This window comes from Nonomuraea sp. NPDC049684 (assembly GCF_044465345.1).
Classification (GTDB): domain Bacteria; phylum Actinomycetota; class Actinomycetes; order Streptosporangiales; family Streptosporangiaceae; genus Nonomuraea.
This window is the reverse complement of the sequence record NZ_JBITLO010000027.1, coordinates 51,570-64,401: the sequence shown is the minus strand read 5'-3', so window position 1 is coordinate 64,401 and position 12,832 is coordinate 51,570. Positions and strand designations below refer to the sequence as shown.

Sequence of the window (12,832 nt, the reverse complement as noted above, 5' to 3'; positions counted from 1 at the left end):
ACCTCGACACTATGGCATATTGTCATGACATAAGGATGTCCGCTATGTTGTTGATGATCCTTCAGGACGGGCCCCCGTCACCTCACTTCTGTAGTGTCGGGCGGTGAGGAGGTTCGCTCATGTTCGTCCCCAACGGCGTCCATCACGAACAGCACACCACCAAGCTCTCCTTCCGCCCCGCCTCAGGCAAGGGCGGACCGGCGTGAAAGGCCACTGGAGCCTCGACGACCGGCTGGAGCGGTCGTTGCGCGAGGTGCCCTTCGAGGTGCCCGCCGGGTCGGAGTCCGTCACCGTGCGGCTCGACTACGACCGGTCGCAGGGCGTGCTCGACCTCGGCTGCGGCTCGCCCGGCGGCTTCCGCGGCTGGTCGGGAGGGGCGCGTCCGGAGTTCACGATCGCCCGCGACTGGGCCACCCCGGGCTACCTGCCCGGCGTCCCCGAGCCCGGCACCTGGCACGTGTGGCTCGGGCTGCACCGCGTGCCGCCGCAGGGGCTCGACTTCACCCTGGAGATCTCGGCCGCGCGCACGGCCCCGCCGGAGCCGGTCGCCGCCGAGCCGCCGCCCGGCCAACGTCCGCCGCGCCGGGACGTGCCCGACGTCGGCGGGCTGCGCTGGTTCGCCGGCGACTTCCACGCGCACACCGTCCACAGCGACGGCGCGCTCACCGTCGCCGAGCTGGCCGAGCTGGCCCGCGGCCGGGGCCTGGACTTCCTGGCGGTCACCGACCACAACACCGTCAGCCACCACCCCTGGCTGCGCGCGACCGGCCGCGGCGTCACGCTCATCCCCGGCCAGGAGGTCACCACCGACCGCGGCCACGCCAACGTGTTCGGCGAGGTCGGCTGGGTGGACTTCCGGCGGCCCGCGAGCTCCTGGACCGAGCACGCCGGGCGCGCCGGCGGCCTGATCTCGATCAACCACCCGCTGGGCGGCGACTGCGCCTGGCTGCTGCCGGTCGGCGAACGCCCGAGGGTGGCCGAGGTGTGGAGCTCGGGGTGGTGGGACCGCCGCTGGGGCGCGCCGCTGGCCTGGGCCGACGCCTGGCGCGACGACGTGGTGGCGATCGGCGGCAGCGACTTCCACCGGCCCGGCAGCGACGGCCTGCCGGGCGCGCCGACCACGTGGGTGCTGGCCGAGGAGCCGGGTGCGGTGCTCGACGGCGTGCGCGCCGGGCGCACCGCGGTCTCGGCGGGCCCTGACGCGCCGCTGCTGCTCCGGCTGGGCGACGAGCTGCTCGCGCTCGACGCCGACGGCCTGGTGCTGGTCCGCCCCGGCGGCGCCCGCCAGGTCGTGCGCGGCGAGCGGGCGCTGCTCCCCGCGGCCGAGGGACGCCACCGCCTGGAGACCTACGAGAACGAGGTGATCGCCCTATGCGAGTGAGGAGAGTCGCGAACGCGCCGGTGAGCTTCGGCGTGTTCGAGCTCAGCGACGCGCCGCCGCCCCTCGGCCCCGACGAGATGGTCCGCGCGCTGGCCGAGGCCGGTTACGCGGGCATCGACTCCGGGCCCATCGGCTATCTAGGCACCGGCTCCGGCCTGGCCGACCGGCTGTCGGCGCACGGCCTGCTGCTCGCCGGCGGCTGGGTCGACCTGCGCTACGGCGACGCCGAGGGCTACCGGCGGGGGCTGCCCGCGCTGGAGGCCGCGCTCGACGTGTTCGCCGCCGCGCCCGCGGCGCCCGCCCTCTTCGCGCCCCGGCCCACGCTGGCCTGCTCGGGCTCGCCCGAGAGGTTCGCCAGGCCCGGCGGCAGCGCCCCAGGGCTGCCCGCCGCCGACTGGCCCGGGTACGCCGCCCGCGTCCAGGAGGCCGCCGACCGCTGCCGCGAACGCGGCCTGGAACCCGCCTTCCACCACCACCTCGGCACCTACGTCGAGACCCCCGACGACGTCGAGCGCCTCCTGGAGCTGACCGACGTCCAGCTCTGCCTGGACACCGGCCACCTGCTGCTGGCCGGGGGAGACCCGGTCGCGGCGCTGCGCGCGTGGTCCGGCCGCGTCGGGCACGTGCACGTCAAGGACGGCGACACCGAGATCCTGGCCGCCGCCCTGGCCGACGGCGCCGACCTGCGGGAGCTGATGGCCAGGGGCGGCTTCACCCGTCTGGGCGACGGCGAGCTCGACCTGCCCGCGGTCGTGGCGGCGCTGGACGCCATCGGCTACGAGGGCTGGATCGTGGTCGAGCAGGACACGATGCCGGGCCGCCGCCCGGTCGAACGGAACATCGCCGACCAGGCCGCCAACCGCGAGCGGCTGAGGGAGCTGGGCCTGTGAGGATCGCGCTGGTCGGGTGCGGGGCCGTCACCCAGGCGGTCTACGTGCCGCTGCTGTCCAGGCGGCGGGACCTGTTCGAGGTGAGCGCCGTCTGCGACCTGTCGCGCACGCTGGCCGACGTCGTCGGCGACCGGCTGGGCGTGTCGCGGCGGTACACCGCCCTGGCGAAGATGCTGGCCGACGGCGGTTTCGAGGCCGTGGTGGTGCTGGCCTCCGGCTCCCACGGCGAGACCGTGCGCCGGGCGCTGGCCGCCGGGTACGCCGTGCTGTGCGAGAAGCCGCTCGCGCTGACCAGGGCGGAGGTGGCGGCGCTGCCCGAGGGGCGGCTGATGGTCGGCTACATGAAGCAGTACGACCCGGCCGTGCGCCGGGCCGTCGCGTTGCTGGAGGAGCTGGGCGGCCCGGCGGCCGTCCGGTCGGTCGAGGTGACCGTGCTGCACCCCAGCGGGGAGTCGCAGCTCGCGTTCGCGAACCTGGCGCGGGCCGGCGACGTCGATCCCGGCGTGCTCGGCTCGTTGCGCGAGACCGAGGACTCGCTGGTCTCCCGGGCGCTGGGCCAGGCCGCCCCCGAGTCGCTGCGCAACGTGTACGGGGTCTCCCTGGGCTCGATCTGCCACGACCTGTCGCTGCTCAGGCGCTTCACCGGATCACCGCGGGAGATCGCGCACGTGGACAGCTGGGGGCCGGCGCCCGGTTCCGTGGAGATCTCCGGGCCGCTGCCCGTGGCGGGCCGGTTCCACATCCGCTGGCACTACCTGGACGGCTACCCCGCCTACCGCGAGACCGTCGCGATCCACCACGACGAGGGCACGCTGGAGCTGGTCTTCCCCACGCCCTACCTGATGAACGCGCCCACCACCCTGACCGTGGTCTCCGGGGCCGAGACCCGCGCCGAACACCGTCAGGTGACCGAGGCGTTCGAGGTACAACTGACGGCCTTCCATGCTTATGTGAACGATGGCAGCCCGCCGCTCACCGACGCGGCCGGCGCACTTGAGGACATCGTGACGGCCCAGCGGATCGCCGCCCGCTACGCCGTCCAGCATCGGCTGCCCATCGGAGGGGAGGCGGCGGCATGGACATAGTGGTCGTTCCGCACACGCACTGGGACAGGGAGTGGTACGAGCCCTTCCAGCGCTTCCGGCTGCGGCTGGTGGACCTCCTCGACGAGGTGCTCGACACCATGGAAGGCGAGCCCGACTACCACTTCACCCTCGACGGCCAGCTCGCCTGCGTGGACGACTACCTGGAGGTGCGCCCGGAGAACCGGCGCCGCGTCGCGGCGCTCGTCGAGTCCGGGCGGCTGGCGGTGGGGCCGTGGCAGATCCTGCTCGACGAGTTCCTGTGCTCGGGCGAGAACATCGTGCGCAACCTCGAACTCGGGCTGGCCGGCGCGGACGAGCTCGGCGGCGCGATGCGGGTGGGCTACCTGCCGGACATGTTCGGCCATACCGCCCAGATGCCGCAGATCCTCCGACTGGCCGGGCTTGAGCACGCCTGCGTCTACCGCGGGGTGCCGTCGTCGGTGACGACCGACGCCTTCGCCTGGGTGGCCCCCGACGGCACGGCCATCCGCACCCAGTACCTGCCCGAGGGCGGCTACGGCAACGGCGCCCACCTGTTCTCCGACGCCAAGGGGCTCAAGGAGCGGGCGGCGGAGTTCGTCGCCGCCATGCGCGCCTGGCACGGCCCCGAGGGCGAGCTGCTGGCCATGTACGGCGCCGATCATTCGGCCCCCGTGCGCGGGTTGCCGCAGATGGTGGCGGCCGTCGGCGCCCGCATGGACACCTTGTCTGGATATATCGAGAAATTTTCGGGTGACACCGCGGGGCTGCCCCAGGTCGTCGGCGAGCTGCGCTCGCACGCCCGCGCCAACATCCTGCCCGGCGTCATCTCCGTCCGCGTCGCCGTCAAGCAGGCCATGGGCCGGGCCGAGCGCATGGTCGAGCGCTACGCCGAGCCCCTGGCCACGCTCTGGGGCGGCCCGTGGCCCGGCCGGTTCCTCGACATGGCCTGGCGGCGGCTGGTGGAGGCCAGCGGCCACGACTCGGTCACCGGCTGCGGCGTGGACGAGACCGCCCAGCAGGTCGCCGCCCGCATCGCCGAGGCCGAGCAGCTCGGGCAGGCCGTCCGCGACATGGTGACCGCGCGGCTGGCGGCGGCGGTGCCGGCCGACGGCGTGCTCGTCGTCAACCCGACGCCGGCCGCGCGCAGCGGCGTGGTGCTCGCCGACGTGGCCGGCGCCGGCTGGACGCTGGTGGACCCCTCCGGCGCTTCGGTGGTCGCCCAGCCCCTGGAGTACGGGCCGGAGCTGCTGCTGGACGAGCGCATCGACCCCCTCACCGTGCTGGGCTTCGTGCACGGCACCGAGCTGTACGGCCAGCACATCATCGGCTGGCAGGTGTTCGACGACATCCTCCTGATCACCGTGGGCAGGGAGCCGCGCGGGCCGTTCGACCAGGCCGAGGTGCGCCGCGCGCTCGACGGCGTGACCTACGTCCGCGTCGAGGCCGAGCCCCGGCGCACGGTCGCCGCCCTCGTCGAGGTGCCCGCGCTCGGCCACACGAGCCTGCGCCCCGCCCCGCCCGGGCCCGCCTACCCCGCTCCGCAGGCGGAGATCCGCAAGAACGGCCACCACCAGGACTGCTGGCTCGCCTCCGACACCCACGTCCTGCCCGTCAAGGCCGACCCCAGGGTGATGGACAACGGGCTGCTGCGGGTCGAGATCGAGCCGGACGGCACCCTCGGCCTGTTCGGCGAGGACGGCCGGACCATCACCGGCGTGGGCCGCATCGAGGACGGCGGCGACTCCGGCGACACCTACAACCACGCGCCCCCGGCCGAGGACCTGGTCGTGTCCGAGCCGATCTCGATCGACACGGAGATCATCGAAGGCGGCCCGCTGGTCGCCGTCGTGGAGATCACCCGGGTCTACCTGTGGCCGGCGGCGGGCGAGCCCGTCCCGAACACGCCGGAGCTGCCGCCGCCCGCGCGCACCGGCGCGACCGAGGACGTCGTGGTCACCATGCGTGTCGAGCTGCGGGCGGGCGAGCCGTTCGTCCGGCTGCGGGTGTCGTTCGACAACCGGTGCGCGGACCACCGGGTGCGCTTTCACGTGCCGCTGCCCAGGCGGGCCGACCACTCGCTGGCCGAGGGGCAGTTCGCGATCGTGCGACGGGAGCTCGAAGCGGAGGGCGGCTGCGGCGAGACCCCGCTGCCCACCTTCCCCGCCTCCGGCTGGGTGGCCGCCGGCGGCGTCGCCGCGCTGCTGGAGCACGTCACCGAGTACGAGCTGCTGGACGAGGGGTACGAGCTGGCGCTCACGCTGTTGCGCTCGGTCGGCTACCTGTCGCGCAACCACAACAGGCTGCGCCCCGAGCCCGCCGGTCCGCAACTGCCGACCCCCGCCGCGCAGTCACGTGGGCCGCACACCGTGTCGCTGGCGCTGATGCCGTACATGGACTGGCGGAACGTGCCGCCGCAGGCGGAGCTGTACCGGCACGACCTGCTGGTGGTGCCGGGCGGCGGCGACCGCGAGCTGAGCCTGCCGCCGCCGGCGCACGGGCTGTCGGTGTCCGGCCAGGGCGTGACGATGAGCTCGCTGCGCCGCCGCGACGACTGGCAGGAGCTGCGCCTGGTGGCGCTCACCGCGTCCGGCGCCGAGGCCGTGGTGCGGGGGGCCTTCACCCGGGCCCGGCGGGCCGGCCTGACCGGCAGCCCCGGCGAGCCGCTGGAGACGGAGGACGGCACGCTCAGGCTGCCGCTGAGGCCGTGGGAGATCGCCACCGTCCAGCTCCGCTGACCCGCGGCCCTAACACAGGCCGAGCTGACGGGCCGCGCGCACCGCCAGCCAGACCTCCGCGAACGCCGCGCTGGACGACAGGTCGCGCCCGCTCAGCGCGGCGAACCGGCGCAGCCGGTAGGCCAGCGTGTTGGGGTGGACGTGCAGCGCCGCCGCCGCGTCCTCGACGTGGCGGTTGCGCTCCATCCAGGTGCGCACCGACAGCAGCAGCCGCGAGTCGTGGGCCTCGTCGTAGGCCAGCACCTCGCCCAGCACGTGGTCGACCAGGGCCGACAGCGTCGAGGGGTCGTCGGGCAGCCAGCGGCCGGTCGTGTCGTCGCCGTAGTGGACCAGCGCCTTGCCCGACTCGGCGGCGTGCGCGGCCGCCCACACGGCCTCGCGCTGGGCGACCCGCAACGACTCGCCCGGCGGGAACGGCCGGCTCACGCCCGCGCTGACCCCGGGCACGGCGGCCACCGCCGGCCCCAGCTCGGGCGGCCCCAGCAGGTAGTGGTCGTCGCCGCGCCGCAGCAGCAGGTGGGGCAGCTCGCCCACCGCCCGGCGCAGCGCGTCGTCGGGCGCGTGCCGGACGACGAGCAGCACCGACCCGGTCTCCAGGGGCAGGCCCATCCTGGCCAGCCGGCGCCGGGCCGCGGGCGGGTCGAGCACGTCCTGGAGCAGCTCGGCCAGCGTCTCGGCGCCCTCTCTGCGCAGGGTCTCGCGCTCGTGCCTGGCCATGGCGACCTGGAGGGCGGCCACGGTGGCGATGTGCTGGACGACGGCCAGCCCGGCGGGCCGCGCGCCCTCCCGCTCGAAGGCCACCAGGAACCCGGCGGGGCCGCCGGGCGCCGGCACCGGCAGCGCGAAGCCGCCCGGGATCGTGGGCGGCGCGTCGGGCTCGGCGGGCAGGACGTCGAGCGCCGGCACCGGCACGCCGGGCAGCAACGGCCGGCCCTGCGGGGTGCACAGATAGACGTCGTAGCCGGACAGGCGTTCCAGGCGCTTGAACAGGGTGACGGTGTCGAGGTCTTCGGCGGCCAGCCAGCGCAACGCGCCGAACACCTGGAGCTGGGCGCCCAGCCGGTGGCTGGCGTCCTCCTGGAGCGCCGCCGCGACCTCCTGCGAGACGGCGATGAACGGCACCGCGAGCGGCACCTCCAGCACCGGCATGCCGCGCTCCTCGGCGGCCTGGAAGAACGCCTGGTGCAGCGGCGGGACGTGCAACTGGGCCGACAGGGCCAGCGCCGAGACCCCCGCGTCGTCGAGGCGTTCGAGGTAGGCGCGCTGCCGGGCGGCCGAGCGCGGCAGGCCAAGACCGGTCGTCATGATGACCTCGGCGCCGAGCAGCCAGGGCGTCGGGTCGGCCAGCTCGCTGACGTGCGCCCACGAGACCGAGCGGGACAGCCCGGCCTCGCCGGCCAGCACGCGGAGCTGGAGGGCGGGGGAGCGGAGAAGGTCTTCGACCGTCAGCTTGTGGTCAGCCACAACACACACCGTATTACTTTGTGGGAGTAACAATTGCCGCAGGTCAGAAGCGTGACGAACACTGACGAGCATGCACATCGGTCCCGTCGACTCCTCTCGGGTCCCGCGTTTCGCCGGGCCCGCCACCTTCGCCCGGCTGCCCCGGCTCGACCAGGTCGAGCGGGCGGACGTGGCCGTCGTGGGCGTGCCCTTCGACGCGGGCGTGTCCTACCGTCCGGGCGCCCGGTTCGGCCCCGCCGCCGTACGGGAGGCCAGCCGGTTGCTGCGGCCCTACCATCCGGGGCTGGACGTCTCGCCGTTCGAGCGCGTCCAGGTCGCCGACGCCGGTGACATCGCGGCGAACCCGTTCGACATCGGCCAGGCCGTCGAGGCCATCGAGGCCGCGGCCGACGAGCTGGACGCCCGGCTGGTCACCATCGGCGGCGACCACACGATCGCGCTGCCGCTGCTGCGCTCGGCGGCCAGGAAGCACGGCCCGGTGGCGCTGCTGCACTTCGACGCGCACCTCGACACCTGGGACACCTACTTCGGCGCCGAGTACACCCACGGCACCCCCTTCCGCCGGGCGGTCGAGGAGGGCCTGCTCGACACCGAGGCGCTGAGCCACGTCGGCATCCGCGGCCCCCTGTACGGCAAAAAGGACCTGGAGGACGACCGGCGGCTCGGGTTCGGCATCCTGACCGCCGCCGACGTGCTCCGCCGCGGCCTGGACGAGGTCATCGACGTGCTGCGGCAGCGCGTCGGCGACCGCCCGCTCTACGTCTCCGTCGACATCGACGTGCTCGACCCCGCCCACGCCCCCGGCACCGGCACGCCGGAGGCCGGCGGGCTCACCAGCCGGGAGCTGCTGGAGATCCTCCGCGGTCTGGCCGGCTGCCGCCTGATCGGGGCCGACGTGGTCGAGGTGGCCCCCGCCTACGACCACGCCGAGATCACCTCGGTCGCCGCCTCCCACGTGGCCTACGACCTCGTCAGCCTGCTGGCGATGCAGGAGAAGACATGAGCATCACCGAGATCGAGGCCTACGGCGTCGAGCGCATCCCCGACGCCGACCGCACCGCCGGGCCGTTCGACCTGTTCCGGGTCGCCTTCGGGGGCGCGAACACGTTCGCCACCTGCGTGCTGGGCGCCTTCCCCATCCTGTTCGGCCTGTCATTCTGGCAGGGGCTGGCGGCCACCGTGCTCGGCCTGGTGGTCGGGGCGCTGATCCTGGCCCCGCTGTCGCTGTTCGGTCCGCTCAACGGCACCAACAACGCCGTCTCCTCCTCGGCCCACCTGGGCGTGCACGGCCGGGTCGTCGGCTCGTTCCTGTCGCTGCTGACCGCCATCGCGTTCTTCTCGATCTCGGTGTGGTCGTCGGGCGACGCGCTGGTGGGCGGCGCGCACCGGCTCGTCGGTCTGCCCGACACCGACCTGTCCTACGGGGTGGCCTACGCCGTCTTCGCCCTGCTCGTCCTCGTGGTCTGCGTGTACGGCTTCCGCTTCATGCTGTTCGTCAACAAGATCGCGGTCGCGGCGGCGTCGCTGCTGTTCGTGCTCGGGCTGTTCGCCTTCGCCGGGGACTTCGACCCGTCCTACCCCGGGACGCTGGCGGCCGACGACCCGCTGTTCTGGCCGTCGTTCATCGGCGCGGCGCTGATCGTGCTGTCGAACCCCGTGTCCTTCGGCGCCTTCCTGGGCGACTGGTCCCGCTACATCCCGGCCTCGACCCCGCGCTCCCGCGTGATGGCGGCGGCCTTCCTGTCGCAGCTCGCCACCATCCTGCCGTTCTTCTTCGGGCTGGCCACCGCCTCGATCATCGCCGCCAAGGCCGCCGAGTACGTCGACCCGGCCGCGCCCAACTACGTGGGCGGGCTGCTGGCGATCTCGCCGGCCTGGTACTTCGTACCGGTCTGCCTGATCGCGCTGATCGGCGGCATGTCCACCGGCACCACCTCCCTGTACGGGACCGGGCTCGACTTCTCCAGCGTGTTCCCGCGCTTCTCCCGGGTGCAGGCCACCGTCTTCATCGGCACCCTGTCGATCGTGTTCATCTTCGTCGGGCGCTTCGCGGCCAACCTGACGGCCAGCATCTCCACGTTCGCCACGCTGATCATCACCTGCACCGCCCCCTGGATGGTGATCATGATGCTCGGCTACGTGACCCGCAGGGGCTGGTACGACCCCGACGCCCTCCAGGTCTTCAACCGGCGCCAGCGCGGCGGCCGGTACTGGTTCACCCACGGCTGGAACTGGCGCGGCCTCACCGCGTGGCTGGTCGCGGCCGCCGTGGCGCTGACGTTCGTGAACCTGCCCGGCCAGTTCGTCGGGCCGCTGGGCGCCCTGGCCGGCGGCGTGGACGTCTCGCTGCCGCTGGGCCTCGCGGTCGCGGCCGTGCTCTACCTGGCGCTGCTCGCGCTCTTCCCCGAACCGCGCGAGGTGTACGGCCCGCAGGGCCCGCGCCTGGTCCGCTCGGCCGACACGCCGATCCTGCCCATCGTGGACGCGGCAGAATCGATGGCGTGATGGAACTCGTCGACCTGTCGGTGCCCGTCGAGACCGGGATGCCCGTCTATCCGGGCGATCCCGAGGTCTCGGCCGTCCCCGCGCTCACCGTCGCCCGCGACGGCGTCAACGTGCTGGGCCTGCACCTCGGCTCGCAGTCGGGCACCCACGTCGACGCCCCCTTCCACATCGACGACGCGCTGCCGCCGCTCGGCGACCTGCCGCTGTCCCGCTTCGCCGGGCCCGCCGTGGTGGCCGACGCCCGTGGCCTGGCGCCCCGGTCGCCGATCGGGGCCGGGCTGCTCGACGGCCTGGCCTGGCCGTCCGGCGGCGACGCGCCGATCGTGCTGGTCGCGACCGGCTGGTCGGCCCACTGGGGCGGCGAGTCCTACCAGGGCCACCCCTTCCTCACCGAGGAGGCCGCCACGCTGCTGGTCGGGCGCGGCGTGCGCACGGTCGGCATCGACGCGCTGAGCGTCGACCCGACGCCGGCCGACGACTTCCCGGCCCACCGCGTCCTGTGCGGGGCGCACGCCGTGATCGCCGAGAACCTCACCGGCCTCGACCGGCTGCTGGACGCCCAGGCCCGGGGGCGGCCGATCGAGGTCTGGATGATGCCGCTGCGGCTCGACGGCGCCGACGGCGCTCCCGTGCGGGCCGTGGCGCGGATCGGTTAGCGCGTGCCCCAGGAGTACGACTGCTTGCGCAGCTTCAGGTACACGAACGACTCCGTGGCCCGGACGGCGGGAATGGCGCGGATCTTGCTGAGGATCTCCAGCAGGTGCCCGTCGCCCTCGCAGACCACCTCGACGATCACATCGAAGGAGCCCGCCGTGAGCACCACGTAGTCGATCTCCTCGATGGCCGACAGCTCGTCGGCCACCGACTCCAGGTCGCCCTCGCAGTTGACCCCGATCATCGCCTGGCGGGGGAAGCCGAGGGTGAGGGGGTCGGTGACCGCGACGATCTGCATCACCCCGGCGTCCTGCAACCGCTGGACGCGCTGACGGACCGCGGCCTCGGAGAGCCCGACGGCCTTGCCGATCGCGGCGTAGGGCATGCGCCCGTCTGACTGGAGCTGCTCGATGATCTGCTTGGAGAGATCGTCGAGCACGACGGGCCCGGAACTGGCGTTGTTTCGTCGTACGCGGGGCGGCGTCGTCATGTCAGAGGAATCCTCCTAGCGGTCCGGCGTTACGGGGGCGTTCCCGCTCGATTGCCGTCCTGGTGCGACATGTTGTCAGTTCTTGGCGGTGTGTCAAGCGAATTCGTAGCAATTTGATATCTTCACCACGAAATCCCTTGTCCAGATGCATCTGCTCTGTAAGAGTCGCGGCATCTCAGCCACCTCAACGAGGAGGTCGTGCATTGACCACCCGTCTGCAGAACTTCATCAACGGTGAGTTCGTGGACGCCCAGAGCGGCCGGTTCTCCGACATCATCGACCCTTGCACGGGACAGGCCTACCTTCAGGCCCCGGTCTCCGGCGTCGAGGACGTCGACGCGGCCTACGCCGCGGCCGCCGCCGCGTTCGAGTCGTGGGGTCGGACCACCCCCGGTGAGCGGGCGAACCTGCTGCTCAAGGTCGCCGACGCGATCGACGCCCGGGCCGACGAGATCAACGAGGCCGAGTGCCTCAACACCGGCAAGCCGCGCGCCCGCATGGCCGAGGACGAGACGCCGGTCGCCTCCGACCACTTCCGCTTCTTCGCCGGCGCCGCGCGCACCCTGGAGGGCCCCACGGCCGGGGAGTTCCTGGCCGAGCACACCAGCGTCATCAGGCACGAGCCCATCGGCGTCGTCGGCCAGGTCACCCCCTGGAACTACCCGATGATGATGGCCGTGTGGAAGATCGCCCCGGCGCTGGCCGCCGGGAACACGATCGTCCTCAAGCCGTCGGACACCACCCCGGCCTCCACGCTCAAGCTGGCCGAGATCGTCGGCTCGGTGCTGCCGCCCGGCGTCTTCAACGTCGTCACCGGCGACCGCGAGACCGGCGCGCTGGTCGTGGGCCACCCGACCGCCGCCATGGTGGCGATCACCGGCTCCGTCGGCGCGGGCATGGCGGTCGCCAAGAGCGCCGCCGACGACCTCAAGCGGGTGCACCTGGAGCTCGGCGGCAAGGCGCCGGTCGTGGTCTTCGAGGACGTCAAGGACCTCGCCAAGGCCGCCGCCGACATCGCCGGCGCCGGTCTCTACAACGCCGGCCAGGACTGCACCGCGGCCTGCCGCGTGCTCGTCCAGGAGAGCGTGCACGACGAGTTCGTGGCCGCGCTGACCGAGGCCGCCGCCGCGACCGTGACCGGCGACCTGGACAACGAGGAAGCGCTCTACGGCCCGCTCAACAACGAGAACCAGCTCGCCAGGGTCCAGGGCTTCCTGGACCGGGTCCCCGGCCACGCCAAGGTGCTCACCGGCGGTCACCGCGTCGGCGACAAGGGCTATTTCTTCGCCCCGACCGTCGTGGACGGCCTGCGCCAGGACGACGAGATGGTGCAGAACGAGGTCTTCGGCCCCGTCATCACCGTCCAGACGTTCACCGACGAGGCCGACGCGCTGGCCAAGGCCAACGACGTCAAGTACGGCCTGTCCAGCTCGGTGTGGACCTCCGACCACGGCCGCGCCATGCGCATGTCGAACCGCCTCGACTTCGGCGTGGTCTGGGTCAACACGCACATCCCGTTCGTCTCGGAGATGCCGCACGGCGGCTTCAAGCACTCCGGGTACGGCAAGGACCTGTCGGTGTTCGGTCTGCACGACTACACCAGGGTCAAGCACGTCATGCACTACATCGGCGAGTAAGGACGAGCC

The 12,832-nt window shown here is 73.1% G+C and carries 10 protein-coding genes; 8 read left to right on the top strand and 2 right to left on the bottom strand.

Going from position 1 to position 12,832, the window contains the following annotated elements:
- Nucleotides 1–202 precede the first annotated feature (202 nt).
- Genes ACIBST_RS47735 through ACIBST_RS47720 form a run of 4 tightly spaced genes read left to right on the top strand, consistent with a single transcriptional unit; the run spans nt 203 to nt 6,073 of the window.
- Nucleotides 203–1,381 (top strand): CehA/McbA family metallohydrolase, encoded by a 1,179-nt coding sequence (locus ACIBST_RS47735; protein WP_397180095.1) that lies wholly within the window; start codon nt 203–205, stop codon nt 1,379–1,381.
- A complete protein-coding gene (locus tag ACIBST_RS47730) occupies nt 1,372–2,271 on the top strand; it encodes a TIM barrel protein (RefSeq protein WP_397180094.1) in 900 nt (299 codons plus the stop codon). Before ACIBST_RS47735 ends, ACIBST_RS47730 begins: the two co-directional genes overlap by 10 nt.
- Entirely contained in the window at nt 2,268–3,356 is a 1,089-nt protein-coding gene (locus ACIBST_RS47725) for a Gfo/Idh/MocA family protein (RefSeq protein ID WP_397180093.1), read from the top strand. The genes ACIBST_RS47730 and ACIBST_RS47725 overlap by 4 nt, the downstream gene beginning before the upstream one ends.
- The gene (locus ACIBST_RS47720) at nt 3,347–6,073 is read left to right on the top strand and encodes an alpha-mannosidase (RefSeq protein ID WP_397180092.1); all 2,727 of its coding nucleotides are present in this window, start codon (nt 3,347–3,349) and stop codon (nt 6,071–6,073) included. The genes ACIBST_RS47725 and ACIBST_RS47720 overlap by 10 nt, the downstream gene beginning before the upstream one ends.
- 9 nt (nt 6,074–6,082) lie before the next feature.
- On the opposite strand, the gene ACIBST_RS47715 is transcribed toward ACIBST_RS47720, so the two are convergent.
- On the bottom strand, nt 6,083–7,537 hold the full coding sequence (locus tag ACIBST_RS47715; RefSeq protein WP_397180091.1) for a PucR family transcriptional regulator: 1,455 nt from the start codon (nt 7,535–7,537) through the stop codon (nt 6,083–6,085).
- 70 nt (nt 7,538–7,607) lie between these two features.
- Here ACIBST_RS47715 and speB point away from each other — a divergent pair, with 70 nt between their 5' ends.
- From speB to ACIBST_RS47700, 3 genes are read left to right on the top strand one after another with little or no spacing between them, the layout of a single operon-like run.
- A complete protein-coding gene (speB, locus tag ACIBST_RS47710) occupies nt 7,608–8,540 on the top strand; it encodes an agmatinase (protein WP_397180090.1) in 933 nt (310 codons plus the stop codon).
- Nucleotides 8,537–10,042 carry a purine-cytosine permease family protein gene (locus ACIBST_RS47705; protein ID WP_397180089.1) on the top strand — a complete coding sequence of 502 codons (1,506 nt, stop codon included), beginning with the start codon at nt 8,537–8,539 and terminating at the stop codon, nt 10,040–10,042. The genes speB and ACIBST_RS47705 overlap by 4 nt, the downstream gene beginning before the upstream one ends.
- Nucleotides 10,042–10,698: a cyclase family protein gene (locus tag ACIBST_RS47700; RefSeq protein ID WP_397180118.1), complete on the top strand. Its 657-nt coding sequence runs from the start codon at nt 10,042–10,044 to the stop codon at nt 10,696–10,698. The genes ACIBST_RS47705 and ACIBST_RS47700 overlap by 1 nt, the downstream gene beginning before the upstream one ends.
- Here ACIBST_RS47700 and ACIBST_RS47695 read toward each other — a convergent pair.
- On the bottom strand, nt 10,695–11,186 hold the full coding sequence (locus tag ACIBST_RS47695; RefSeq protein ID WP_352322709.1) for an Lrp/AsnC family transcriptional regulator: 492 nt from the start codon (nt 11,184–11,186) through the stop codon (nt 10,695–10,697). The genes ACIBST_RS47700 and ACIBST_RS47695 overlap by 4 nt on opposite strands.
- A gap of 203 nt (nt 11,187–11,389) precedes the next feature.
- Between ACIBST_RS47695 and ACIBST_RS47690 the strand changes: the two genes are divergently transcribed.
- Nucleotides 11,390–12,823 (top strand): gamma-aminobutyraldehyde dehydrogenase, encoded by a 1,434-nt coding sequence (locus tag ACIBST_RS47690; protein WP_397180088.1) that lies wholly within the window; start codon nt 11,390–11,392, stop codon nt 12,821–12,823.
- Nucleotides 12,824–12,832: the final 9 nt, after the last annotated feature.

Coding starts and splice junctions, on each gene's coding strand:
- ACIBST_RS47700 (WP_397180118.1), top strand. CDS start 10,042: ATGGAACTCGTCGACCTGTCGGTGCCCGTCGAGACCGGGATGCCCGTC.
- ACIBST_RS47695 (WP_352322709.1), bottom strand. CDS start 11,186: ATGACGACGCCGCCCCGCGTACGACGAAACAACGCCAGTTCCGGGCCC.
- ACIBST_RS47720 (WP_397180092.1), top strand. CDS start 3,347: ATGGACATAGTGGTCGTTCCGCACACGCACTGGGACAGGGAGTGGTAC.
- ACIBST_RS47730 (WP_397180094.1), top strand. CDS start 1,372: ATGCGAGTGAGGAGAGTCGCGAACGCGCCGGTGAGCTTCGGCGTGTTC.
- ACIBST_RS47705 (WP_397180089.1), top strand. CDS start 8,537: ATGAGCATCACCGAGATCGAGGCCTACGGCGTCGAGCGCATCCCCGAC.
- speB (WP_397180090.1), top strand. CDS start 7,608: ATGCACATCGGTCCCGTCGACTCCTCTCGGGTCCCGCGTTTCGCCGGG.